This window comes from Pseudorhodoferax sp. Leaf265, from assembly GCF_001422365.1.
Lineage (GTDB): Bacteria > Pseudomonadota > Gammaproteobacteria > Burkholderiales > Burkholderiaceae_C > Pseudorhodoferax.
In genome coordinates this window covers 668,590-691,411 of the sequence record NZ_LMMT01000001.1, presented here as the reverse complement: position 1 = coordinate 691,411, position 22,822 = coordinate 668,590, and the positions used below count along the sequence as shown (strand labels likewise).

Here is a 22,822-nt window from a genome sequence, read left to right as displayed (position 1 = left end):
GTTCCGCGTCGCGGACGATCACCAGGAGGCCCCCATGAAAGTCAGCGACATTCTGCGTGTCAAAGGCAACACGCTCTTCACCGTCACGCCGGACGAAGAACTGGCGGGTGCCGTGAGCATCATGTCCGAGAAGGACATCGGCTCGCTGGTCGTCATGGACCATGGCGACCTGGTCGGCATGCTGACCTTCCGCGAAGTGATCCAGACCGTCGTGAAGAACGGTGGCGCGCTCGGCTCGACGCTGGTGCGCAGTGCCATGGACGATGCGCCCCTGACCTGCACGGCCGAGACCGAGCTCGACGAGGTGCGCCGCATGATGCTGGAGCGCCACGCGCGCTACATGCCCGTCATGGACAAGCGCATGCTGATGGGCGTGATCAGCTTCTACGACGTGGCCAAGGCCGTGGTGGACAGCCAGAACTTCGAGAACAAGATGCTCAAGGCCTACATCCGCGACTGGCCGGGTGGCGAGGACGAAGACAGCAAGGGCTGAGGCTCCCTTGGGAATCGCGCGGCAACAGCACAGACATAGCGTCGGCGCGCAAGCCACTGAACCGAAGGCCGCGGAGCAGGCCATGCCAGCGACATCCGCGGGGTCGGCTCTGCCAGACCGCTGGATGTGCCCCCCTTCGCGCAGCAGCAGGGGGAGCGGCGAAGCCGCCTGGGGGGATGTCACTCCATTGCATAGACCATGTCCCGCACGCGCGGGTAGATCTCCTGGTTCCAGCGCCGGCCGCTGAACACGCCGTAGTGGCCCACGCCGGTCTGCACGTGGTGGGTCTTGCGGTAGGGCCGCACGTTGGGGCACATGTCCTGCGCGGCCAGGGTCTGGCCGACCGAGCAGATGTCGTCGCGCTCGCCTTCCACCGTCATCAGCGCGGTGCGGCGGATGGCCTTGGTGTTGACGAGGCGACCGCGGTAGGTCAGCTTGCCCAGCGGCAGGTCGTAGGTCTGGAACACCTTCTCCACCGTCTCCAGGTAGAACTCGGCCGGCAGGTCGTTGACGGCCAGGTATTCGTCGTAGAACACGCGGATGGTCTCGGCCTTCTCGATGTCGCCTTCGAGCAGGTATTTGTACATGTCCTTGTACTGCTGCTTGTGGCGTTCGAGGTTCATGCTCATGAAGGCCGTGAGCTGCACGAAGCCCGGGTACACGCGGCGCATGAAGCCGGCATGCGGCAGCGGCACATGGCTGATCAAGTTTTGCTCGAACCATTCGATGGGTTTGCTGGTGGCCAGTTCGTTCACGCCGCTGGGGTTCACGCGGCAATCCACCGGCCCGGCCATCAGCGTCAGGCTGGCGGGCTGGGCCGGGTGGTCGTCCTCGGCCATGAGGGCCGTGGCGGCCAGCGCGGCCACGCAGGGCTGGCACACCGCCATCACATGCGTCCCCGGCCCCAGGGTGGCGATGAACTCGATCATGTAGGCGATGTAGTCGTCCAGCGCGAAGGCGCCGTGCTTGAGGCCCACATCGCGCGCGTTGTGCCAGTCGGTGATGTAGACGTCGTGGTCGCGCAGCAGCGTGCGCACGGTGTCGCGCAGCAGCGTGGCGAAGTGGCCCGACAGCGGTGCCACCAGCAGCATGCGCGGCTGGGCCGGCGTGTGCGGCTGCAGCGCGCGCTTGAAGTGCAGCAGGCTGCCGAACGGTTTCCTGAGCGTGACTTCTTCCGTGACAGGCACGGCCACGCCGTCGACGATGGCCTGGTCGATGCCGTAGGCTGGCCGGCTGTGCGTGAGCCGCATGCGCGAGAACACGGTGCCGGCGGCGGACCATGCGCGCAGCGGGCTGCGGTCGGTGTCCTCGAACCACAGCGCGTTCCCCAGCGATTGGGCCAGCAGCCGCATCGGCGACAGGAGGTCGGACTGGAGCTGGTAGGCCTGGTACAGCATGCGGTGTCTCGTGGAGTCGATCGGGTTTGTACCCAGGCAGGCAAGTTGCGGGCCATGCGCCGCCGACCGGCGCAATGCAGGGCCTGTCACATGTCTGGCACAGCGTTTGCTGAACATGCCGACACTGGAGGCGATCCCATGGCGACCAAGGCGGTATTGACGATCAGCAGCAAGAACTACGGAGCCTGGGCCTTGCGTGGCTGGCTCATGGCCCGGCTGGCGGGGCTGGAGTTCAACGAGAACGTGGTCTCGCCCGACGATCCGGCGATGAAGGCCGAGATGCTGCTGCTGTCGTCCTCCATGCGCGTGCCTGCGCTGCAGAACGGCAAGGTGCATGTGTGGGACACGCTGGCCATCGGCGAATACCTCAACGAGCTCAAGCCCAAGGCCGGCCTGCTGCCGGCCGACCAGGCCGCGCGCGCGCACTGCCGCGCGATCTGCGGCGAGATGCACTCGGGCTTCTCGGCGCTGCGCTCCTCGCTGCCGATGAACATCAAGGCGCACTTTCCTGGCTTCAAGATCTGGTCGCGTGCGCAGGCCGACGTGGACCGCATCCTGGAGATCTGGACCGAGTGCCTGCAAGCCTACGGCGGCCCGTACCTGTTCGGCGACAAGCCTTGCATCGCCGACGCCATGTACGCGCCGGTGGTCACGCGCTTCCTGACCTACGACGTGCCGCTGCCGCCAGCCTGCGTGGACTACTGCAAGCAGATGATGGCCTTGCCCGCACTCAAGGAGTGGATCGCCGAGGCCCGCAAGGAGCCCGACGAGATCGACGAACTCGACGCCGAGTTCTGACCGCAGCGGCCGTGGCCGCTGCCACGCTCACTTCCAGGGCGTGGGCGCCGGTACCTCGCACACCGGCTCCACGTCGACCGACTTGAAGTCGGCCGGCGAGACGATCTCCAGGTATTCCATGTCAGGCGAATAGTCGAACAGGTAGTGGCGGATGCCGGGGCGCTGGTGCACCACGTCGCCGGCCTCGACCAGGGTTTCCTTGTCCTCGTACATGAAGCGGGCCCAGCCCTTGACCATGATGACGATCTGGAAGTCCGCCTCATGGCGGTGCCAGCCGGTGCCCGTTTCTGGTGCCATGTTGGCCTTCACGAGGTGCGCGATCACCTTTCCGTGCGTGGCGTCGGCGATGCCGAGGTCGCGGTAGAGAAAGAAGTCGCGCAATCCGCCGCTCACGTACTGCGTATCGCCTTCCTTGACGTGGGAGAACTTGGTGCTTGTGCGGTCCAACATGGCTTGCCTTTCGCTGTGAAGGGGTTCCACACCGGCTAGGGGTGTCTTGCATGCGAAGCATGAACCGTTCCCAGGCTGTCCACCGGCCGTGGCGAGGGGCTGGTCGATAATCGCGCCATGAGCGGCAACACCTTCGGCACCCTTTTCGCAGTCACCAACTTCGGGGAATCGCACGGTCCGGCCATCGGCTGCGTGATCGACGGCTGCCCGCCCGGCATGGAACTGTCCGAGGCCGACATCCAGGTCGAGCTGGACCGCCGCCGCCCCGGCACCAGTCGCCACGTGACCCAGCGCGCCGAGCCCGACCGGGTCGAGATCCTGTCGGGCGTCTACGAAGGCCGCACCACGGGCACGCCGATCGCGCTGCTGATCCGCAACACCGACCAGCGCAGCAAGGACTACAGCGCGATCGCGCAGAGCTTTCGCCCCGGCCATGCCGACTACACCTACTGGCACAAGTTCGGCATCCGCGACCCGCGCGGCGGTGGCCGCTCCTCGGCCCGGCTCACGGCGCCCACGGTGGCGGCCGGTGCGGTGGCGCGCAAGTGGCTGCGCGAGCGCTATGGCGTGCAGTTCCGCGGCTGCATGACCCAGGTGGGCGAGATCGCGATCCCGTTCGAGAGCTGGGACCATGTGCAGAGCAATCCCTTCTTCGCACCCATTGCCGACGTGTCGCAGCTGGAGGCCTACATGGACCAGCTGCGCAAGGCTGGCGACTCCTGCGGCGCGCGCGTGCGCGTGACGGCCAGCGGCATGCCCGTGGGCCTGGGCGAGCCGCTGTTCGACAAGCTCGACGCCGACATCGCGTTCGCGATGATGGGCCTGAACGCCGTGAAGGGCGTGGAGATCGGCGCCGGCTTCGGCAGCGTGGCGCAGCGCGGCAGCACGCATGGCGATTCGCTGTCGCCGCAGGGATTCCTGTCCAACAACGCCGGCGGCGTGCTGGGCGGCATCAGCACGGGCCAGGACCTGGACGTGTCCATCGCGATCAAGCCGACCAGCTCCATCATCACACCGCGCGAATCCATCGACACCACCGGCCAGAGCGTGGAGGTGGTGACCAAGGGCCGGCACGACCCCTGCGTGGGCATCCGCGCCACGCCCATTGTCGAGGCACTGCTGGCGCTGGTGGTGATGGAGCACGCGCTGCGCCAGCGCGCCCAGTGCGGCGACGTGCGCCAGGCGGTGGGCCCCATCCCCGCAAGTGCCTGAAACTGCACCTGTCACAAGGGTTTGCACCCCTTGCGCGATAATCGCTGCCCGGCCTCATCCTCGCGTGCCGGCCTGCTATCTGTTTGGTAGCGCTTGAACCCTGGACTTGATGACCGACTCCGCAACCGCTCCCGAGGCAGGCGCAACGCCCGCCGACACCGCACCGCCGACCGCTTCCTTCTCTCAGCTGAACCTCGCCGAGCCGCTGGCGCGCGCCGTGGCCGAGATGGGCTACAGCAGCATGACGCCGATCCAGGCGCAGGCCATCCCGGTGGTGCTGACGGGCCGCGACGTGATGGGCGCCGCCCAGACCGGCACCGGCAAGACCGCGGCCTTCTCGCTGCCGCTGCTGCAACGCATGCTGCGCCACGAGAACGCCTCGACCTCGCCTGCGCGCCACCCCGTGCGCGCGCTGGTGCTGCTGCCCACGCGTGAACTGGCCGACCAGGTGGCGCAGCAGATCAAGCTGTACGCCAAGTACACGCAGCTGCGCAGCACGGTGGTGTTCGGCGGCATCGACATGAAGCCGCAGACCCTCGAACTCAAGAAGGGCGTCGAAGTTCTGGTGGCCACGCCGGGCCGTCTGCTCGACCACATCGAGGCCAAGAACGCGGTGCTCAACCAGGTCGAGTACGTGGTGCTCGACGAGGCCGACCGCATGCTGGACATCGGCTTCCTGCCCGACCTGCAGCGCATCCTGTCCTACCTGCCCAAGCAGCGCACCACGCTGTTGTTCTCGGCCACCTTCTCGCCCGAGATCAAGCGACTGGCCGGCAGCTACCTGCAGGATCCGACCACCATCGAGGTGGCGCGCTCCAATGCCACGGCGTCGACCGTGGAGCAGCATTTCTACAGCGTCACGGACGAGAACAAGCGCCGTGCGCTGCACCAGATGCTGCGCAAGCGCCAGCTGCGCCAGGCCTTCGTGTTCGTCAACAGCAAGCTGGGCTGCGCCCGGCTGGCCCGCGCGCTCGAGCGCGAAGGCCTCAAGACCAATGCGCTGCACGGCGACCGCAGCCAGGACGAGCGCCTGAAGGCACTCGATGCCTTCAAGAAGGGCGAAGTCGACCTGCTGGTCTGCACCGATGTGGCCGCGCGCGGCCTGGACATCAAGGACGTGCCGGCAGTGTTCAACTTCGACATTCCGTTCAACGCCGAGGACTACGTGCACCGCATCGGCCGCACGGGCCGCGCCGGCGCCTCGGGCCTGGCAGTCAGCTTCGCTGGCGGCGGCAACGATGCGCGCCTGGTGGCCGAGATCGAGAAGCTCATCAAGACCAAGATCGAGATCGAGGCCTTCGAGTACGACGAAGACGTGCCGCGCATCCGCGAGCAGGGCCGCTTCAACGAAGGCCGCCGCGCCTGGGGCGGCGACGATCCGCGCGACGTGATGGACGGCCCGCGTGGCCGGCCCGAACCCCGCGAACGCGCGCCGCGCCGTTCGGCCGCTCCGGCGCAGGATCCGTTCTTCAATCAGCCCTACGAGGCGAGTGCACCGGTTGCCGGCGCGCCCGGTTGGGAGAGCAAGCGCGAGACCGTGCGCAGCGGTGTCTCGGCCAACATCAAGCCCAGACGCAAGCTGGCCGCGCTGTTCAAGGCACCGGCGCCGGCACCGGCACCGGCACCGGCCGCCGCAGCGCAGCCGGAAACCTCGGTGGGCTGACCGGCCTCAGCCGGGTTGCTGTGCCTGCGGGCAGTCGACCTGCACCAATGCCTGCCGCGCGGCGCTGGCGCCCACGCGCAGCGCGCTGAGCGGGCCACCCCACACGCAGCCCGTGTCCAGGCAATAGAGGTCGTCACGGTCCAGCCAGCCCAGCGTGGACCAATGGCCGAAGGCCACCGCCACGTCGGCCGTGCGCCGGCCCGGCACCTCGAACCAGGGCATGAAGCCCTCGGGGGCCGCGCCCACCCCTTCCTTGGTCTCGAACTCCATCTGGCCCTCGGCGCTGCAAAAGCGCAGCCGCGTGAGCGCGTTGATGACCACGCGCAGGCGCGCGTTGCCGGTCAGCGCGTCGTCCCAGCGGTCGGGCTGGTTGCCGTACATCTCGTGCAGGAAGTCGCCGATGTGCGGACCGCTCAGCACGTCCTGCAGCTCGGCGGCCAGCGCGGCCGTGCGCTCGGCCGTCCATTGCGGCAGCGCGCCGGCATGCACCATGAGCAGTTCGCGGCCGGACACGTTCTCGTGGATTGCCAGCGGCTGGCAGCGCAGCCAGTCCAGCAGCGCCGCGCGGTCGGGCGCGGCCAGCAGGGCGTCCAGCGTGTCGCGCTTGTGCGGGCGGCGCACGCCCCAGGCGCAGGCCAGCAGGTGCATGTCGTGGTTGCCGAGCAGGCAGCGCGCGCTGCCCTCCAGCGCCATGAGCCGGCGCAGCACCTCGGCCGAGGCCGGGCCGCGGTTGACCAGGTCGCCCAGCACGTAGACGGTGTCGCGGCTGGGTGAGAAATCGATGGCCTGCAGCAGCCGGCCCAACGGCTCGTCGCAGCCCTGCACATCCCCGATCAGATAAGACGCCATGTGTTCTCCAACAACGACGCGCGACTCTACACGGCGCCGAATGCTGTAGATTGCGCAGCCATCAGGGAGGATTGCCATGGATTCGACTTCGGGTTTCGGAGAGCTGAGTGACATCGACCGCTCGGAGCTGCAGATGGCCTACGGCGCCTGCGTGGCCGACATCGAACTCTTCACGCGCCAACAGTGGTGGGCCGGTGCCTATGCGCTGGTGATCTACGCGCTGCTGCTGGCCGGCGTGCACCAGTTGGTCGATCCGATCACCGAAGGAGGCGTGCGGCACTGGGTGCTGGTGGTCATCACCTGGACCATCTGCCTGTACGGGCTGCTCGCGATCAAGCGCATGCAGATCTCCATCGTGGTCGGGCGGCGCCGGCTGGACCGCGTGCGCGCGCACTTCGGCCGCGCGTTCCAGGAGATCTGGTCGATCGCGCGGCCGCGCGAGGACATCCACCGCATGCTGTACGGCGTGATGGTGCTGGGTGCCGTGCTCGTGACCTGGATGGCGCTGGACAAGGCCTACGCCGTGGCCCTGCCGCTGCCCGGGTCGACGCCCCTGTCCTGATGGACTTCCTGCTGATCGCGCTGTTGACCGCGCTCAACGGCGTGTTCGCCATGTCGGAGATGGCACTGGCCACCAGCCGCAAGGCGCGCCTGGTGGCCATGGCCGAGAGTGGCGACAAGGGCGCTGCGGCGGCCCTGGCGCTGCTGGCCAACCCCACGCGCTTCCTCTCGTCGGTGCAGGTCGGCATCACCCTGATCGGCATGCTCAACGGCATTTTGGGCGAGGCCGCGTTCAGCAGCGTCGTCGCCAAGTGGCTGGAAGCACTGGGCCTGGGCCCCGGCGTGGCCGACGTCGTGGCCACGGCGCTGGTGGTCACGGCCATCACCTTCGTGACCATCGTGTTCGGCGAACTGGTGCCCAAGCGCATTGCGCAGTTGCATCCCGAAAAGGTGGCGCACCTCGTGAGCCGGCCCATGACCTGGGTGGCCATGGTGGCCAAACCCTTCGTGCGGCTGCTCTCGCTGAGCACGCAGGGTGTGTTGGCTGCGTTGCGCGTGGACACGGCCGGCAACCGCGCCGTGACCGAAGAGGAAATAGACGCCAGCCTGGAGGAGGGCGTGGACGCCGGCGTGATCGAGGCGCACGAACACCGCATGGTGCGCAACCTGTTCCGCCTGGACGAGCGCCCGCTGACTTCCATCATGGTGCCGCGCGACGAGGTGGGCTGGCTCGATGCCAGCCTGCCGGTGCTGGAGGCGCTGCGCCTGGCCGGCGGCGAGGCCGAGCACGCCGGCCACTCCTGGTATCCGGTGTGCCGCGGCTCGCTGGAGGATGTGGTCGGCATCGTCAGCGTGGCGCGCCTGCTGGCGCTGGCCGGCCAGGACCGCGAGGCGCTGATCGGCACGCACGCGCTGGCGGCCACCTTCGTGCCCGAGACGTTGTCGGGCCTGGAACTGCTGGAGCAGTTCCGCGCGCGCGCCGGGCGCATGGTCTTCGTGGTCGACGAATACGGCGTGGTGCAGGGCGTGCTGACGCCGCGCGACCTGCTGGAGGCCATCACCGGTGAGCTGCAGCCCGAGACCCAGACCGAGGCCTGGGCCACGGCGCGCGGCGATGGCTCCTGGCTGCTGGACGGGCTGATGCCGGTCGGCGAACTCAAGGCGCGCCTGGACATCGACGAATTGCCCGAGGAAGACCGCGGCCGCTACAACACCGTGGCCGGCCTGCTCATGGCGGTCTCGGGCCACATGCCGGCCACGGGCGAGCGCATCGAATGCGCGGGCTGGGTGTTCGAGGTGCTGGACCTGGACGGCCGGCGCATCGACAAGGTGCTGGCGCAGCCGCTGCGCGCGGAAGAGGGCAGCGCGGGCGGCTGATCAGCGGGTTTCCACCCCTGCGAAGCCGGCATCCGGGTAGCGCGCGCCCTGCACCGCACCCGGCGCGAACAGGGCATCGAGTTCGGCCAGCAGCGCTTCGGGCAACTGCAACGCGCAGGCCGCCAGGTTCTGGCGCAGATGGGCCTGGCGCCGCGTGCCCGGGATCGGCAGCACATGCGGCTGGCGCTGCAGCAGCCAGGCCAGGGCCAGGGCGGCCACCGGCTGGCCGACCTCGGCCGCGCGCGCGGCCAGGCGTTCGCGCAGCTGCAGGTTGGCCGCGCCGGCCGCGCCCTGCAGGCGCGGCAAGGCGCGCCTGAAGTCGTCTTCTGCCAGGCTCTGCTCCTCGGGCGGCCGGTCGGTCAGCACGGCACGGCCCAGCGGGCTGTAGGCGACGAAGGCCACGCCCAATTCGCGCGCGGTGGGCAGCACGGCCGCCTCGGCGCCGCGCTCCCAGAGCGAATACTCGCTCTGCACGGCCGCGACCGGATGCTGTGCGTGGGCCTGGCGCAAGCTGTCCGCGCTGATCTCCGAGAAGCCCAATGCGGCGACCTTGCCGGCCCGCACGAGATCGGCCATGGCGCCCACGACCTCGGCCAGCGGCACCTGCGGATCGCGCCGGTGGCAGTAGTACAGGCCGATGCGCTCCACGCCCAGGCGCTGGAGCGAGGCCTCGCAGGCTGCGCGGATGTAAGCCGGCGAGTTGTCGATCCGGCGTTCGTAGGTGCCCTTGGTGCGCACGATGCCGAACTTGGTGGCGACCACCAGACCGGCCCGCTCGGCCGGAGCCAGCGCGCGCAGGAAGCGGCCCAGCAGTTCCTCGTTGTGGCCCAGGCCGTAGGTGTCGGCCGTGTCGAAGTGCTGCACGCCCAGTTCGCGCGCGGCGCGCAGCGTGGCCAGCGACTCGGCCTCGTCGGACGGGCCGTAGAACTCGCTCATGCCCATGCAGCCCAGGCCGAGCGGGTGGATGGCGTGGCCGGCGAGCGGGCGGGGGGTGATGGGTGTGGTCATGGCAAGAAGCTTCCTGTGCGTTGAAGGCAGGATCATCCATCGCCAAGCTGCAGCGCACAATCCGCCATCGTGTTCACGCACTGTGCGGCCTGGCTGCACAATTGCCTGCCATGGCCACACCCGAACTCCTGCACTTGCGCGCGCTGGCCGCCGTGGCCGAATGGTCCAGCTACCGGCGGGCCGCCCAGGCCATGAACGTCTCGCCCTCGGCTCTGAGCCAGGCCGTGCGCACGCTCGAGCAGTCGTTGGGCGTGCCCCTGCTGCAGCGCACCACGCGCAGCGTGGCGCCCACCGAGGCCGGCCGCGCATTGCTGGCCGAGCTGCAGCCCCTGCTGGCCGGGTTGGACAGCGCGCTGGCCAACGTGGGCCAGTTCCAGGCCCTGGTGCGCGGCACGTTGCGGCTGAACCTGCCGCGCAGCGCTGCCAGCCTGTGGCTGGAACCTCTGCTGGGCGATTTCCTGCGCGCCCATCCCGGCATCCAGCTGGAGGTCAGCAGCCAGGACGCGATGGCCGACATCGTGCCGGGCGGCTTCGATGCCGGCGTGCGCTTTCCCGAAGCCCTGCCCCAGGGCATGGTGGCGGTGCCTGTGGGGCCCATGCAGCGCTTCTGCGTGGTGGCGCGGCCGGATCTGGCCCTAGCCCCGCCGCTGGTGCCAGAGGACCTGCTGGTGCGCCCCTGCGTGCGCCAGCGCTTCCCGAGCGGGGCGCTGTACCACTGGCAGTTCCGCAAGGGCGAGGTGGCGAAGGCTCTGGATGTGGCCGGCCCGCTGACCGTGGACGACCAGCGCCTGGCGCTGGGTGCCGCGCTGGGCGGCGTGGGCTGGGCCTACATCTACGAGGCCATGGCGGCGCCCGCATTGGCGGCCGGCCAGTTGGTCCAGGCGCTGGCCGACTGGTGTCCGCCCGAGCCGGGCTTTCACCTGTACTACCCGGGCCGGCGCCAGGTCAGCCCGGCGCTGCGGGCCTTCATGGACTGGGTGCAGGCCCGGCAGTCGGCCTAGTTCAGGCCACCACCACGGCAGCGCCGTCGCCGCGCGCCGCGATGGCGCCGATGGTGTGAACCGTCTCGCCGGCCGCGCGCAGCGTCGCTGCCGTGGCTTCGGCCGCGGCCGCCGGCACCACGACCACCATGCCGATGCCGTTGTTGAAGGTGCGGTTCATCTCGGTGTCGTCGATGCCGGCCGTGGCCTGCAGCCAGGCGAACAGCTCGGTCTGCGGCCAGCTGCCGGCCTTGAGGTGCGCGGCCAGGCCGTCGGGCAGCACGCGCGGGATGTTCTCCAGGAGGCCACCGCCCGTGATGTGGGCCAGCGCCTTGATCGGGTGCTGCGCCAGCGCCGCCAGCACGTTCTTGACGTACAACCGGGTTGGTTCCATCACGGCCTGCTTGAAGGGCTTGCCGTCCAGCTGGGCGGGCAAGCTGCCGGCCGCTTCTGCGCGCTCGATGCACTTGCGCACCAGGCTGAAGCCGTTGGAGTGCACGCCGGCCGAGGCCAGGCCCAGCACCACGTCGCCGGCGACCACGTCGCGGCCTGTGAGGATCTTGCTCTTCTCCACGGCGCCGACGGCGAAGCCGGCCAGGTCGTATTCGCCGGGCGGGTACATGCCGGGCATCTCGGCGGTCTCGCCGCCGATCAGCGCGCAGCCCGACAGCTCGCAGCCCTTGGCGATGCCGCCGACCACGGCCGCGGCGGTGTCCACATCCAGCTTGCCGCAGGCGAAGTAGTCCAGAAAGAACAGCGGCTCGGCGCCCTGCACCAGCACGTCGTTGACGCTCATGGCCACCAGGTCGATGCCCACGGTGTCGTGCATGTTCCATTCGAAGGCCAGGCGCAGCTTGGTGCCCACGCCATCGGTGCCCGAGACCAGCACGGGCTCCTGGTAGCGCTTGGGCACCTCGAACAGCGCGCCGAAGCCGCCGATGCCGGCCAGCACACCCTCGCGCATGGTTTTCCTGGCCAGCGGCTTGATGCGCTCGACCAGGGCGTCGCCAGCGTCGATGTCGACACCGGCATCCTTGTAGGACAGCGGGGAGGGGGAGGCGGGGGTGTTGCTCATGGGGGGCAGGGTGCCTGCGACGGCACAGGGGGCAATGGGTACGCGGAGAAGACTAAAATCCGCGCGAATTCTACGGGGGCTCCCCCCGCTACCTCGCTCCATCCCCTTGATGCAACAGTTGGCCCTCGACATCGGTCTGGCTTCCGGCCCTACGCTGGCGAACTTCTTCGCCGGACCGAACGAGGCTGCGCTGCAGCATCTGCAGCTGTGGTCCGGCAGCCCCACGCGCTCGCCGGTGCCCACCTACTTGTGGGGGCCCGAGGGCAGTGGCAAGAGCCATCTGCTGGAGGCCGTGCGCGCCGCACTGCGCGAGCAGGGCGGCAAGATCGGCTGGCTCGACCCGAGCGTGGCCGAGCCCCCGGAATTCGACGAGGACTGGGCCGCCGTGCTGCTGGACGACGTGCAGCACTACTCGGCCGTGCAGCAGCACGCGGCCTTCAACTGGTTCGTCAACGCCCAGGGTTTGCAGCGCTGGGTGCTGGGTGCCGGCACGCTGCCGCCGGCCGACCTGCCGCTGCGCGACGACCTGCGTTCGCGCCTGGGCTGGGGCCATGTGTTCCAGCTGCAGCTGCTGTCCGAGGCCGAGCGCCGCGCCGTGTTGCGCCAGCAGGCCGACGCGCGCGGCATCTTCCTGCCCGACGAGGTGATGGACTTCATGCTGCGGCGCTTCAGCCGCGACCTCGCCAGCCTGGTCCAACTGTTGGACCATCTGGACGGCTACGCGCTGCAGACGCAGCGCGCCATCACCATTCCGCTGATCAAGTCCATGCTGGAGCACACTTGAACCTGGCCTTGTTCGATCTGGACCACACGCTGCTGCAGATCGATTCCGACCACGCCTGGGGCGTCTACACCACCCGCATCGGCTGGACCGACCCTGAGGCCTTTGCCCGGCGCAACGACGCGTTCTACGCGCACTACAAAGCCGGCACGCTGGACATCCACGACTACGTGCGCTTCGCCACCGACGCCGTGCGCGAACGTGGCCCCCAGGCGGCGGCCGTCGCCCATGCCGACTTCATGCGCGAGATGGTGCTGCCGGCCCTGCTGCCGGCGGCGCGTGAACTCGTCGAGCTGCACCGCGCGCGCGGCGACACATTGCTGCTGGTCACGGCCACCAACGAGTTCGTCACCGCGCCGATCGCCCAGGCCCTGGGCATCGAGCACCTGATCGCCGTGCAACTGGAGCGTGCGCCCTTGCCCGACGGCGGCGACTGGATCACCGGTGCGATCCGCGGCGTGCCCTCGGCGCGCGAGGGCAAGGTCACGCGCATGCAGGCCTGGCTGGAGGAACGCGGCCTGACCTGGGACAGCGTGCACTGCACCTTCTACTCCGACTCCATCAACGATCTGCCGCTCCTGGAGAAGGTCCAGGTTCCGGTGGCCACCAATCCCGACGACCGCCTGCGGGCGGTCGCGCAGGCGCGCGGCTGGCGCATCCTGGACCTGTTCGAAAAACTCACATGATCAAGAAACTCATCGACAAGCTGCTGGGCAAGAGTTCCGCCGCCCCCGCCAGCCGTGCCCGCCCCAAGTTCGGCAAGCGCCAGGAGATTGCGGCCGAGGTCCACAAGATCGACCCGAACCTCGTGGACGAGCGCGCCGCCAACGTGGTCAGCACGCTGCAACAGGCCGGCTACGAGGCCTACATCGTCGGCGGCGCGGTGCGCGACCTGCTGGTGGGCCTCAAGCCCAAGGACTTCGACGTGGCCACCAACGCCACGCCCGAGCAGGTCAAGGGCCTGTTCCGCCGCGCCTTCATCATCGGCCGGCGCTTTCGCATCGTGCACGTGGTCTACGGCCGCGGGCGCGAGCACGAGGTCATCGAGGTCTCCACCTTCCGCGCCTACCTGGACAACGCCGCCGCCGAGCAGGTGGCCGGCAACGAGCGCACCAGCAAGAGCGAACTGGCCGGCATGCAGCATGCCGTGGACGCCACCGGCCGCGTGCTGCGCGACAACGTCTGGGGGCCGCAAGAAGAGGACGCCGCGCGGCGCGACTTCAGCATCAACGCGATGTACTACGACCCCAAGCGCCAGATCGTGGTGGACTACCACGATGGCCTGAAGGACGTGCAGAACCGCAGCATCCGCATGATCGGCGACGCCGCCACGCGCTACCGCGAAGACCCGGTGCGCATCATCCGTGCCGTGCGCTTCGCGGCCAAGCTCAACGCGCTGGGTTTCAAGATCGAGCCCAAGACCGCAGCACCCTTGGTCAAGTCGCAGCAGCTGCTGGCCGACGTGCCGCAAAGCCGCTTGTTCGACGAGATGCTCAAGCTGCTGCAGACCGGGCATTCCATCGCCACCGTCGACAAGCTCAAGGAATTGGGCCTGGCGACCGGCATCTACCCGCTGCTGGACCTCGTGGTCGAACGCGCCGACCAGCCCTTCGTGCGCGCCGCGCTGCAGGACACCGACCGCCGCGTTGGCGAGGGCAAGCCTGTGGCGCCCAGCTTCCTGTTGGCCTGCGTGCTGTGGGCCGATGTGCGCGACGGGTGGAAGACGCGCGTCGAGCACAAGCGCCAGCCGCCGTTCCCTGCGCTGCAGGACGCCATCGAGGACGTGTTCAGCGCGCGCATCGGCGACGTCTCGGGCCGCGGCAAGCTGGCCGGCGACATGCGCGAGACCTGGACCATGCAGCCGCGCTTTGACAAGCGCACCGGCAGCGCGCCCTGGAGCCTGGTCGAACAGCCGCGCTTCCGTGCCGCATTCGACTTCATGCGCCTGCGAGCCGACTGCGGCGAGATCGACGAGGCATTGGCCGAGTGGTGGCAGGAGTTCAGCCTGGCCAGCGACGAGCGCCGGCAGGATCTGCTGGACCAGGCGCGGGAGGAATCGGGCCGCGCGCGCGTGCGCGTCGTCAAAGGCCCCAAGCGCGAGGCCGATGCATCGGATGTTGCGGCAGCGCCCCAGGACGATGAGACCGCCGTGGCGCCCAAGAAACGGCGGCGCCGCCGCAAGCCGGCCGGCGAGCGCGTCGCGACCACACCCGCGCCGGACAACGGCGTCTGAGCTGTGGCCGCCGCCACCGCTTTCGTGGGCCTGGGCGGCAACCTGGGCGATGCGCGTGCGACCGTCTTGTGGGCGCTGGCAGAACTGGACCGGCTGCCAGGCACACGTCTCGTGCGCTCGTCGTCGCTGTACCGCAGTGCACCGGTCGATGCGGGCGGCCCGGACTACGTGAACGCCGTGGCGAGGCTGGCGACGCACCTGGCGCCGCTGGACCTGTTGGATGCCTTGCAGGCACTCGAACTGCAGGCCGGGCGGGAGCGCCCTTACGTCAACGCACCGCGAACGCTGGATCTCGATGTGCTGCTGTATGCCGACCGTGTGCTGGACCTGCCGCGGCTGAAGCTGCCGCACCCGCGCATGTGGCAGCGTGCCTTCGTGCTGCGGCCGCTGGCCGAGATCGAACCCGGCTTGGTGCCACCAGGGGCGCTGGAGGCGGTCTCTGACCAGCAGGTCACGCGATGTGAGAAATAGGCCCTCTGCGGGATGAGGGGCCGGCCAGCGGTGTGCGCTGACCGACGGGCGGGGTGGCGCTCAGTCGCGCTTGCCGGAGCGGCGCTTGATGATGACACCCATGACCAGCAAGCCTGCCAGCAGCATCGCCTGGCCGGTCTGCTCTTCGGCCTGCGGGACCGGCGCACCGGCCACCATGGTGCGGCTGCGGTTGCCGATGCTGCCTGCTTCGAAAGCCGTCTGGGTCTTCGGCGCGGCGGCCGGATTTCCCTGGACGAACTGGACCAATTGTTGCAAGCGGCTGCTGATCTGGTTCGTCACGGACGACACAGCGTCCGACTCGTTCGCTGCCTGTGCCATCCCGGCACACGAGAGGGCAAGCGCGCATGCTGCAATGGAAAAAGCTTTCCGCATGGTGGAGTCCTTATTGTGCAAAGTGGATTGGAGCCTCAGGGTTAGTATGTAGACTATTGTGCAGTGCAGCAATAGTCCAAAAGGACTAAGTGGCCTGAAAGTACTATCGAAGGCTGTGTCGAGGCCGACTGGCCCGAGAATCCCCGTCTTCAGGAGAGTCGTCGATGAGACTTGCGGAAATATTTGTGTTGCTGCGGGCCCGGTGGAGGCTGGCGGCGTTGGTATGGGTGGCTGTGGTGGCCTTGGTGGCCGCGGTGACGTTTCTCAAGGAGCCTAGGTACACGGCGTCGGCAACGGTAGTGCTCGACGTGAAGTCGCCCGATCCGATTGCCGGGATGATTTTGCCGGGAATGACCAACAGTAGCTACATGGGGACGCAACTCGGCGTAGTCCGCAGCGATCGTGTAGCACTGCGCGTGGCACAGGCGCTGGGCTGGGACAAGGACGAAGAGCGCCGCAGACGGTGGGTTGAGGCAAGCGAGGGGCGTGGTGACTACAACGCGGCCATGGCGGGCTCGCTCCTGCGCGACATGGAGGCCATACCCACGCGCGACTCGAACGTCATCACCGTCAACTACACCTCGACAGTGCCAGAGCGGGCGGCGGAGATAGCCAACGCGTGGGTCAACGCTTACGTCGAAACAACCTTGGAACTGCGCGTCGACCCGGCGAAGCAATATCGTGGCTTTTTCGACACATATGGCAAGCAACTGCGAGAGGATCTGGAGCGTGCCCAGGCCAGACTGTCTGCCTACCAGCGTCAGCATGGCCTGGTTGCGACCGATGAGCGGGTCGATGTGGAGACCCAGCGGCTGATGGAGCTGTCATCTCAACTCGTTGTGTTGCAGGGGGCAGCCAATGAGACCGGGGGACGCCAAAGTCAGGCGGCTGCCAGTCCGGACCGCATGCCGGAAGTGCTGACGAACCCCGTCATTGCCAACATGACGTCCGAACTTGCTCGCCAGGAGGCGCGTCAGAAGGAATTGGGCGAACGCCTCGGCGAACGGCATCCGGAGATGATTGAGCTCAAAGCCAAGACTGCAGAGCTGCGCGCAACGATCGCGGCAGAGACGCGGCGTGTGACCGGCAGCATTACCGTTAACAACAATGTCAATCAGACAAGGCTTGCGCAGGCCCGGGTGGCCGTGGACGAGCAGCGTGCCAAGCTGCTGGAGCTCAAGGTCCTGCGTGATGAAGCTGGCGTCTTGCAGCGCGACGTCGACAACGCGCGACGCGCCTACGACACCATCATGACGCGGGCAAGCCAGACTAATGTCGAAAGCGAGTCCACGCAGACCAACGTCAGCGTCCTGAAGCGAGCAACGCCCCCGACCAGCCCATCCGAGCCGCGTGTGGTTCTCAACCTTGCCGTCGGCGTGCTGGCCGCGACGCTGCTGGCGTTGGCTGCGGCGCTCGGAACCGAACTGCGGGACCGCCGCCTTCGGACGGAGGACGACGTGCTGCGGGGGCTGCAGCTGCCCTTGCTGGGCGTGCTGCCCGAACAGGCCGCGCAACCCAAGCGAAGCATCGGATGGACAGCGCAAATCGCTGGCGGTTCGGCGCCCCACGGCAAGCTCAACTGAACTGGAAGTTCCTACTCCAATGAATATGCAATCAGGCCGTCCGCAACGCAATGCCATGACTGTGCTGGAAGGAAGGCAGGAAACCCGCTCCGACGAGGCGTCTGCGCCAGAGGACGCCACGGGCCACGAACAAGGGCCGCCCGCGCAACTTGTGGATCGTTCGATTGGCGATCTGATCCGTGAGTTACGCAAGCTCGATGCCCGCCAAGTCGAGCTGATACTGCAGCATCAGCGGCAGCACGGCATGCGGTTCGGCGATGCGGCAATTGCGCTCAAGCTTGCCTCCCGCGACGATGTGCTCTGGGCGCTGTCGCAGCAGTTTCACTATCCCTACGCTGCAGAAGGTGGTCTTGGCGGCCTTGGAGGAGAACTGGTAACGGCCACCGACCCTTTCAGCGCGGCGGCGGAGGTGTTCCGGGATGTGCGCAGTCAACTGCTCATGGGGGTACTGGCCCCTGACCAACCCCGCCGTGCTCTTGCTGTCCTGAGTCCGAATGTGGGCGACGGGAAGAGCTACTTTGCGGCGAATCTGGCAGTCGTTTTCAGCCAATTGGGTGAAAGCACGTTACTGATCGATGGCGATATGCGCACGCCGCGCCAACACAAGATCTTTGGCGTAGAGCCTGCTAGCGGATTGAGCAACATTCTGGCCGGGCGCGCTGGGGTTGACGTCGAACAAGCCATCTCGGGCTTGCCCGGCATGCACTTGCTGACGGTCGGCACATTGCCACCTAACCCGCTCGAATTGATGCAACGTGCAAGTTTCAGCTTTCTGATGCAGGACGTCCTGAGCCGCTTCGACCACGTCATCGTCGATACGCCCGCCACTGTGCGGGGGGCTGACAGCCGCGTGCTCGCAGCCCGGTGTGGCGCTGCTCTGGTGATCGGTAGACGCAACCGGACGCGCATGGATGGATTGCACGATCTCGTGCAGCAGATCGCGCGTTCGCACGCCAAGATTGCCGGCGTGCTGCTCAACGAGCATTGAGATGGGTCTGTCGATTCTTGTCGTAGTTCCGACGCTCAACGAGCGCGCCCATATAGACGGGGTAGTTGACGCGTTGGCGATGGATTGGCCGCAGCAGCATCGCGTTCGCGTCGTTGTTGCGGATGGCGGCAGCACCGATGGCACTGTGCAGCGGGTCGCAGAGCTTGCACAGAGCCGGCCTTGGCTGAGCTTGCTTCCCAACCCTCGAAGAATTCAAAGTGCGGCCGTCAATCTTGCCGCCCGGGTCGATGGCGGATGGGCCGATGTGCTGATCCGGTGCGATGCGCATGCCGGCTACCCGGCTGGGTTTGTTCGCCGATTGATTGAGACGTTGGAACGGACGGGCGCTGACGCTGTGGTCGTCCCCATGGATTCCGGTGGCAGCAACTGTTTGCAGCGGGCCGTGGCATGGGTGTCGGACACGCCGCTGGGGTCGGGAGGCTCGGCCCACAGGGGAGGGCGCCGCAGCGGCTTCATCGACCACGGCCACCATGCAGCGTTCCGCATGGCCAGTTTCCTCCGCGCGGGCGGCTACGATGAATCCTTCACCCACAATGAAGATGCCGAACTCGATTGCCGCCAACGTGCATTGGGCAGCCGGATCTATCTGGATGCAGACATCCGCATTGGCTATAGCCCGCGCGGGACGCTTGCGGGCCTGTGGCGGCAATACTTCAACTACGGGCGGGGGCGTTCCCGCACGGTCAGGCGCCACCCATCGTCCTTGCGTGCGCGGCAGCTTGCGGTGCCGATGTATGTCGCCTCCTGTGTGGCAGCCGTCCTGCTTGCGTCGTGGTGGCCTGCGCTGCTGTTGTGGCCCGGCCTGTATGTGGCCGCTCTCGTGCTCGTTTCAGCGCAGTTGGCGCTGCGTTATCGCTCTGTCTGCGGCTTGCTGGCCGGGCCTGCCGCTGCTGCCATGCACTGGGCCTGGGCCTTGGGATTCTTCACCGGCATGATCACGACGCGCGAACAGATTTGGACGCCCGAGGCCGCCGTTCCTTTGACGATTCACGCTGTGGGCGTCGTGGAGCGCGGCTAAGCATGGACTCTTCAGCAGACGCATCCGTCGAGAAGGGCAAAGGGGGAAGGGCCGCTGACGAGCGTCTTTTGCGCTGGATCGGTGCAACGCCCATTCTAGGTGCGAGTGTTTTTTCCAAACTGTCGGTGCCGCCATTTGGTGGCATGGGCATTTCGATTGTGATTCCGCTCATCTCCGCCGCCTCTGCGTTGGGCTTGGTGGCTGGAAAGATGGTGGTCGATGTCCCGCGCTTCATCGCCTATGCCATTGCGATGTCTGTACTCTGGGGAACCCAGGCGTTGCGAGGGGAGAGCTTTTCGGTGCTCTCCTTGCTGATGTTGTCGGTGGTGCATTTCCCCTATGTCCTCCGACTCAATCCGCTGCCTGACTATGCCCGCCTGCTGGATTGGTTCGTGAAGTTGGCCTTGGTGGTCGGTATTCTTGGCCTTGTGCAGTTCTCGGCGCAATTCGTCGTCGGCCCCGGGCCTGCGTTTCCGATCGAAAGCTACATGCCGTCCCAGCTCAAGGTAGCCTTGTTCAATCCGTTCACACACTTGCAATACGGGTCTCCGTACTACAGAGCTAACGGCGTGGTCATGCTGGAGCCTTCGTTCTTCAGTCAGTTCCTGGCCGTGGCCATGGTGGTTGAGATGCTCACGCGGATGCGCTGGGCGGTTCTCGCGACATTGATTGCGGCCATCATCGTTTCTTATTCGGGGACCGGTTTGGTGCTGGTTGCTGTGGCCGTGCCGCTCATCCTCATGTCCAAGGGCCGCTGGGACGTTTTGATCGTCGGAGCGGCCGCGGTCATCCTTGTTCTCGTCGCTGCGAGCTTCGCCGATGTCGTCTTCGTTCGGGTGTTCTTTGCACGCGCTGGTGAATTCTCTGCCACCGGATCGAGCGGCTTTGCACGTTTTGTAGGTGGCTTTTATCTGTTTGAGCAGTTCTTGTGGCCAGACCCCCTGCGCACGCTGTTTGGCTTTGGAGCAGGCACTGTCGATGATTTCAAGGCGCTGGCCAATGTGCCTGTCTCTGGAACCAGCATCTTTTTCAAGATGGTGTTCGAGTTCGGACTTGTCGGTGCGACCGCTTATTTCGGCTTTCTTGCCTGTTGCTTTCACCGCAGCCGTGCCCCAGGTCTGCTCAAATTCGTTCTCGTCCTGACCTATGCTTTGGGCGGAATCTACATCCCGTTTTCGCATGCGCTGGTGTTCGGGCTTGTGCTGTGGCCGGTGTCGGCAGACCCCCGCGGCAGTGCCGCCCTTGCAGACGAGACGCCGCGGCGTCCGCCAAGCCCCGAGAAATTCGACAAGCGGTTGAGTGAGGTCAGCGCATGAGCTTGGGGACATCCACCGAGCGGGACAGCCGCATCGATTTCCTGCGAGGCTTCTTCATCCTGTCGATGTGTCTGGACCACCTGGGCTTTCTGCTGCAGGGGGTGGGCAACAATGCCTCGCTCAAGCTGTACACCTATCAGAGCCTCGGGTGGTCCAGCGCCGCGGAGTTCTTTGTGTTCTTCTCTGGCTATGTCATCGCGACCGTCTACAGCCGCTCGCTGGTGAGCAGAGGGTTCTGGAACACGCAGGTCCGGGGCCTCCACCGTGCATGGGAACTCTATGTACGCAACGGCTTCGTCTTCCTGGCCGTGCTTGCGGTGGTGCCCTGGATTTTTTCGCGCAGCAATGGGTTGATCGACATTTCGCGCCTGGATCTTGCTGCGAACTATGGTGAGCGGGTCATTCTGGCCTTCATGCGATTTGAGTACTTTCCGGCTTTTCTGGAGGTACTCCCGCTGTATATGGTCCTGATAGCGATGGCTCCTGGCTTTTTGTACCTGTATGCCCGTGTCAAATGGCTACCGATGCTGCTCTCAGCCTTCGTTTGGCTGGCTGTTCAACTGCACCCCTCGCTGAACTTCTATACGCCTGGCGGATGGCATTTCAATCCGCTGGCATGGCAGTTTGTGTTCTTTCTCGGTGTGTGGACCGCCAAGGAGTGGCCGCTCGGCGAGGTGGATCGGTCCAGTCGGGGGCGCAAGATCACAAGGGTGCTTGCAGTTCTTGCCCTGTGTACGGTGCTCAAGCTCATGGACAAGGCAGACGTTCGTCTTCCCCTGATCGGGGTGCTTGACATTCCGTGGCTGGACAAGACCAACATGCAGCCGATTCGCCTGCTGCACTTCCTGCTGGTGGTCCGACTTGTCGCCCTTCTCATGCCATCGAATGCATGGATCAAGCGCCATCTAATGATGCGTGGCGTGGCACGGGTGGGAACCCATTCACTCGACTGCTTCTCGACCAGCATTGTCTCGTGCTATGTGCTGGCGGGCCTGTTCTCCTGGAGCGAGCGCGGTTCACTTGAATATCTAAGCGTCCAGTTTGCCAACCTGCTACTCATCGTTCTGCTCGCGCTTTGGTTTCAATGGATCAAGACGCCGCCGTGGCGGGCACCTCCCGGTGGCTCCATCCGTATCCAGTTGGGGGCAGATGATCGGCAGCGAGACCGAACTTCAGCGTCCACGTTACAGGAGAGTGCACATGCATGAGATCGATGGTGGTCCTCCGGGAATGTCGCGACGGCGTGTGTTGGCGCTGCCGCTTGTGGGTGCATTGGGTGCGCACGGTGCCTCGAACGCCCGTGGCGCGACAATGACCAGACCGCCGCCGTCGGTCTCACATGCGCGGGCGACCCTGGGCACGTACCAGGGGCCGGGTTGTTCGGGAACGGCCCGGCTCGAAAAGCTTACGGGTTGGCTGGGACGGCGCCCGGAGCGGCATTCCGATTTTCTTTCTCAGGTTTCGTGGTTGGAGTTGGTCAAAGCCGCGCACCGCGGCTCGCGCTGCTGGCAGGCAGCGGGACTGCCGATGTCGATTGGCGTCCCTTTGTTGTCGCGCGAGGCTGACGTGTCCCTCGCGCGCGGAGCGCGTGGTGAGTATGACCATTATTTCGTACAGGTCGCGCAGGCCTTCGTGCAATACGGTCTGAGCAATGCCGTTGTGCGCTTGGGGTGGGAACTGAACCAGGACTGGTTTCCCTGGCGCGCTGACCGCGACCCTGCGGCCTGGGTCGACTTCTGGCGGCGTGTCGTCGTCGCCATGCGGTCAGTCGACGGCGCGGCTTTCTCCTTTGACTGGTGCACAGCCTGGAGTCGGGGCAAGGTGCCGCCGGATCAGGTCTATCCAGGTGACGAATTCGTCGACATCGTTGGCATGGACATCTACAACACCTCTTGGAATCCGACGACGCCGGAGCAGCGATGGCGTCTGAAGATGGGCGCGCCTTTCGGATTGGCTTGGCAACGCGCGTTCGCCGCGGAGCATGGCAAGCCGGTGTCTTTTCCGGAGTGGGGAACCGGCATGCGACCGGATGGGCGTGGTGGCGGTGACGACCCGTATTTCATGGAGAGAATGACCGAATGGCTGGCAACGTCGGACCTGGCGTACCACAACTATTGGGACTACAAAGCGCCGGACTTCAATGCACGCTTGTCGGACGGCACCAAACCCGAAGCGGAAGCCGTCTTCCTGCGATTCTTCGGAACGACATGAGTGA

23 protein-coding genes are annotated in these 22,822 nt (G+C 66.6%); 17 read left to right on the top strand and 6 right to left on the bottom strand.

Annotated elements, in window-relative coordinates; all coding sequences use genetic code 11:
• The first annotated feature begins 34 nt into the window (after positions 1–34).
• Positions 35–493: a CBS domain-containing protein gene (locus ASF45_RS03225; RefSeq protein ID WP_056656744.1), complete on the top strand. Its 459-nt coding sequence runs from the start codon at positions 35–37 to the stop codon at positions 491–493.
• A gap of 179 nt (positions 494–672) precedes the next feature.
• Here the strand turns inward: ASF45_RS03225 and ASF45_RS03220 are convergent, their stop codons facing one another.
• On the bottom strand, positions 673–1,890 hold the full coding sequence (locus ASF45_RS03220) for a polyhydroxyalkanoate depolymerase (RefSeq protein ID WP_056656741.1): 1,218 nt from the start codon (positions 1,888–1,890) through the stop codon (positions 673–675).
• 138 nt (positions 1,891–2,028) lie between these two features.
• Here ASF45_RS03220 and ASF45_RS03215 point away from each other — a divergent pair, with 138 nt between their 5' ends.
• Positions 2,029–2,688, top strand: coding sequence for a glutathione S-transferase (locus ASF45_RS03215; RefSeq protein WP_056656738.1), 660 nt, complete (start codon positions 2,029–2,031; stop codon positions 2,686–2,688).
• A 27-nt stretch (positions 2,689–2,715) separates the two neighbouring features.
• Here the strand turns inward: ASF45_RS03215 and ASF45_RS03210 are convergent, their stop codons facing one another.
• The gene (locus ASF45_RS03210; RefSeq protein ID WP_056656735.1) at positions 2,716–3,138 is read right to left on the bottom strand and encodes a cupin domain-containing protein; all 423 of its coding nucleotides are present in this window, start codon (positions 3,136–3,138) and stop codon (positions 2,716–2,718) included.
• A gap of 117 nt (positions 3,139–3,255) precedes the next feature.
• Between ASF45_RS03210 and aroC the strand changes: the two genes are divergently transcribed.
• Together aroC and ASF45_RS03200 are read left to right on the top strand one after the other, a co-directional pair.
• Positions 3,256–4,350 carry a chorismate synthase gene (gene aroC / locus ASF45_RS03205; protein WP_056656732.1) on the top strand — a complete coding sequence of 365 codons (1,095 nt, stop codon included), beginning with the start codon at positions 3,256–3,258 and terminating at the stop codon, positions 4,348–4,350.
• A 109-nt stretch (positions 4,351–4,459) separates the two neighbouring features.
• Complete coding sequence (locus ASF45_RS03200) at positions 4,460–6,013, top strand: DEAD/DEAH box helicase (protein ID WP_056656729.1); 1,554 nt, start codon at positions 4,460–4,462, stop codon at positions 6,011–6,013.
• Positions 6,014–6,019: 6 nt separating this feature from the next.
• On the opposite strand, the gene ASF45_RS03195 is transcribed toward ASF45_RS03200, so the two are convergent.
• A complete protein-coding gene (locus ASF45_RS03195) occupies positions 6,020–6,862 on the bottom strand; it encodes a symmetrical bis(5'-nucleosyl)-tetraphosphatase (protein WP_056656726.1) in 843 nt (280 codons plus the stop codon).
• 76 nt (positions 6,863–6,938) lie between these two features.
• Here ASF45_RS03195 and ASF45_RS03190 point away from each other — a divergent pair, with 76 nt between their 5' ends.
• Complete coding sequence (locus tag ASF45_RS03190) at positions 6,939–7,424, top strand: hypothetical protein (RefSeq protein WP_056656723.1); 486 nt, start codon at positions 6,939–6,941, stop codon at positions 7,422–7,424.
• Positions 7,424–8,740: a hemolysin family protein gene (locus ASF45_RS03185; protein ID WP_056656720.1), complete on the top strand. Its 1,317-nt coding sequence runs from the start codon at positions 7,424–7,426 to the stop codon at positions 8,738–8,740. The genes ASF45_RS03190 and ASF45_RS03185 overlap by 1 nt, the downstream gene beginning before the upstream one ends.
• On the opposite strand, the gene ASF45_RS03180 is transcribed toward ASF45_RS03185, so the two are convergent.
• A complete protein-coding gene (locus ASF45_RS03180; RefSeq protein ID WP_056656717.1) occupies positions 8,741–9,748 on the bottom strand; it encodes an aldo/keto reductase in 1,008 nt (335 codons plus the stop codon).
• Positions 9,749–9,858: 110 nt separating this feature from the next.
• Between ASF45_RS03180 and ASF45_RS03175 the strand changes: the two genes are divergently transcribed.
• On the top strand, positions 9,859–10,749 hold the full coding sequence (locus tag ASF45_RS03175) for a LysR family transcriptional regulator (RefSeq protein ID WP_056656714.1): 891 nt from the start codon (positions 9,859–9,861) through the stop codon (positions 10,747–10,749).
• 1 nt (position 10,750) lies between these two features.
• On the opposite strand, the gene purM is transcribed toward ASF45_RS03175, so the two are convergent.
• Positions 10,751–11,803, bottom strand: coding sequence for a phosphoribosylformylglycinamidine cyclo-ligase (gene purM, locus ASF45_RS03170; protein ID WP_056656711.1), 1,053 nt, complete (start codon positions 11,801–11,803; stop codon positions 10,751–10,753).
• 109 nt (positions 11,804–11,912) lie between these two features.
• Between purM and hda the strand changes: the two genes are divergently transcribed.
• Genes hda through folK form a run of 4 tightly spaced genes read left to right on the top strand, consistent with a single transcriptional unit; the run spans position 11,913 to position 15,288 of the window.
• Entirely contained in the window at positions 11,913–12,587 is a 675-nt protein-coding gene (hda, locus tag ASF45_RS03165; RefSeq protein WP_056656708.1) for a DnaA regulatory inactivator Hda, read from the top strand.
• Positions 12,584–13,270, top strand: coding sequence for an HAD family phosphatase (locus tag ASF45_RS03160; RefSeq protein ID WP_056656705.1), 687 nt, complete (start codon positions 12,584–12,586; stop codon positions 13,268–13,270). Before hda ends, ASF45_RS03160 begins: the two co-directional genes overlap by 4 nt.
• Positions 13,267–14,817, top strand: coding sequence for a polynucleotide adenylyltransferase PcnB (pcnB, locus tag ASF45_RS03155; protein ID WP_056656702.1), 1,551 nt, complete (start codon positions 13,267–13,269; stop codon positions 14,815–14,817). The genes ASF45_RS03160 and pcnB overlap by 4 nt, the downstream gene beginning before the upstream one ends.
• Positions 14,818–14,820: 3 nt before the next feature.
• A complete protein-coding gene (gene folK / locus ASF45_RS03150; protein ID WP_056656699.1) occupies positions 14,821–15,288 on the top strand; it encodes a 2-amino-4-hydroxy-6-hydroxymethyldihydropteridine diphosphokinase in 468 nt (155 codons plus the stop codon).
• Between the two features lie 60 nt (positions 15,289–15,348).
• Here folK and ASF45_RS03145 read toward each other — a convergent pair whose 3' ends face one another.
• Complete coding sequence (locus ASF45_RS03145; protein ID WP_156472806.1) at positions 15,349–15,681, bottom strand: hypothetical protein; 333 nt, start codon at positions 15,679–15,681, stop codon at positions 15,349–15,351.
• 164 nt (positions 15,682–15,845) lie between these two features.
• Between ASF45_RS03145 and epsF the strand changes: the two genes are divergently transcribed.
• From epsF to ASF45_RS34975, 6 genes are read left to right on the top strand one after another with little or no spacing between them, the layout of a single operon-like run.
• Positions 15,846–17,264: a chain length determinant protein EpsF gene (gene epsF, locus ASF45_RS03140; RefSeq protein ID WP_056656692.1), complete on the top strand. Its 1,419-nt coding sequence runs from the start codon at positions 15,846–15,848 to the stop codon at positions 17,262–17,264.
• Between the two features lie 55 nt (positions 17,265–17,319).
• Positions 17,320–18,252 carry a polysaccharide biosynthesis tyrosine autokinase gene (locus tag ASF45_RS03135; protein ID WP_056656688.1) on the top strand — a complete coding sequence of 311 codons (933 nt, stop codon included), beginning with the start codon at positions 17,320–17,322 and terminating at the stop codon, positions 18,250–18,252.
• A 1-nt stretch (position 18,253) separates the two neighbouring features.
• Positions 18,254–19,291 (top strand): glycosyltransferase family 2 protein, encoded by a 1,038-nt coding sequence (locus ASF45_RS03130; protein WP_056656685.1) that lies wholly within the window; start codon positions 18,254–18,256, stop codon positions 19,289–19,291.
• Between the two features lie 2 nt (positions 19,292–19,293).
• Complete coding sequence (locus ASF45_RS03125; protein WP_156472802.1) at positions 19,294–20,607, top strand: hypothetical protein; 1,314 nt, start codon at positions 19,294–19,296, stop codon at positions 20,605–20,607.
• Positions 20,604–21,815, top strand: a complete 1,212-nt coding sequence (opgC, locus tag ASF45_RS03120) for an OpgC domain-containing protein (protein WP_056656679.1) — start codon at positions 20,604–20,606, stop codon at positions 21,813–21,815. The genes ASF45_RS03125 and opgC overlap by 4 nt, the downstream gene beginning before the upstream one ends.
• Positions 21,808–22,818 carry a glycoside hydrolase family 26 protein gene (locus tag ASF45_RS34975; RefSeq protein WP_162243952.1) on the top strand — a complete coding sequence of 337 codons (1,011 nt, stop codon included), beginning with the start codon at positions 21,808–21,810 and terminating at the stop codon, positions 22,816–22,818. Before opgC ends, ASF45_RS34975 begins: the two co-directional genes overlap by 8 nt.
• The last annotated feature ends 4 nt before the right edge of the window (positions 22,819–22,822 follow it).

Coding starts and splice junctions, on each gene's coding strand:
- ASF45_RS03225 (WP_056656744.1), top strand. CDS start 35: ATGAAAGTCAGCGACATTCTGCGTGTCAAAGGCAACACGCTCTTCACC.
- ASF45_RS03220 (WP_056656741.1), bottom strand. CDS start 1,890: ATGCTGTACCAGGCCTACCAGCTCCAGTCCGACCTCCTGTCGCCGATG.
- ASF45_RS03215 (WP_056656738.1), top strand. CDS start 2,029: ATGGCGACCAAGGCGGTATTGACGATCAGCAGCAAGAACTACGGAGCC.
- ASF45_RS03210 (WP_056656735.1), bottom strand. CDS start 3,138: ATGTTGGACCGCACAAGCACCAAGTTCTCCCACGTCAAGGAAGGCGAT.
- aroC (WP_056656732.1), top strand. CDS start 3,256: ATGAGCGGCAACACCTTCGGCACCCTTTTCGCAGTCACCAACTTCGGG.
- ASF45_RS03200 (WP_056656729.1), top strand. CDS start 4,460: ATGACCGACTCCGCAACCGCTCCCGAGGCAGGCGCAACGCCCGCCGAC.
- ASF45_RS03195 (WP_056656726.1), bottom strand. CDS start 6,862: ATGGCGTCTTATCTGATCGGGGATGTGCAGGGCTGCGACGAGCCGTTG.
- ASF45_RS03190 (WP_056656723.1), top strand. CDS start 6,939: ATGGATTCGACTTCGGGTTTCGGAGAGCTGAGTGACATCGACCGCTCG.
- ASF45_RS03185 (WP_056656720.1), top strand. CDS start 7,424: ATGGACTTCCTGCTGATCGCGCTGTTGACCGCGCTCAACGGCGTGTTC.
- ASF45_RS03180 (WP_056656717.1), bottom strand. CDS start 9,748: ATGACCACACCCATCACCCCCCGCCCGCTCGCCGGCCACGCCATCCAC.
- ASF45_RS03175 (WP_056656714.1), top strand. CDS start 9,859: ATGGCCACACCCGAACTCCTGCACTTGCGCGCGCTGGCCGCCGTGGCC.
- purM (WP_056656711.1), bottom strand. CDS start 11,803: ATGAGCAACACCCCCGCCTCCCCCTCCCCGCTGTCCTACAAGGATGCC.
- hda (WP_056656708.1), top strand. CDS start 11,913: ATGCAACAGTTGGCCCTCGACATCGGTCTGGCTTCCGGCCCTACGCTG.
- pcnB (WP_056656702.1), top strand. CDS start 13,267: ATGATCAAGAAACTCATCGACAAGCTGCTGGGCAAGAGTTCCGCCGCC.
- ASF45_RS03145 (WP_156472806.1), bottom strand. CDS start 15,681: ATGCGGAAAGCTTTTTCCATTGCAGCATGCGCGCTTGCCCTCTCGTGT.
- epsF (WP_056656692.1), top strand. CDS start 15,846: ATGAGACTTGCGGAAATATTTGTGTTGCTGCGGGCCCGGTGGAGGCTG.
- ASF45_RS03135 (WP_056656688.1), top strand. CDS start 17,320: ATGACTGTGCTGGAAGGAAGGCAGGAAACCCGCTCCGACGAGGCGTCT.
- ASF45_RS03130 (WP_056656685.1), top strand. CDS start 18,254: ATGGGTCTGTCGATTCTTGTCGTAGTTCCGACGCTCAACGAGCGCGCC.
- ASF45_RS03125 (WP_156472802.1), top strand. CDS start 19,294: ATGGACTCTTCAGCAGACGCATCCGTCGAGAAGGGCAAAGGGGGAAGG.
- opgC (WP_056656679.1), top strand. CDS start 20,604: ATGAGCTTGGGGACATCCACCGAGCGGGACAGCCGCATCGATTTCCTG.
- ASF45_RS34975 (WP_162243952.1), top strand. CDS start 21,808: ATGCATGAGATCGATGGTGGTCCTCCGGGAATGTCGCGACGGCGTGTG.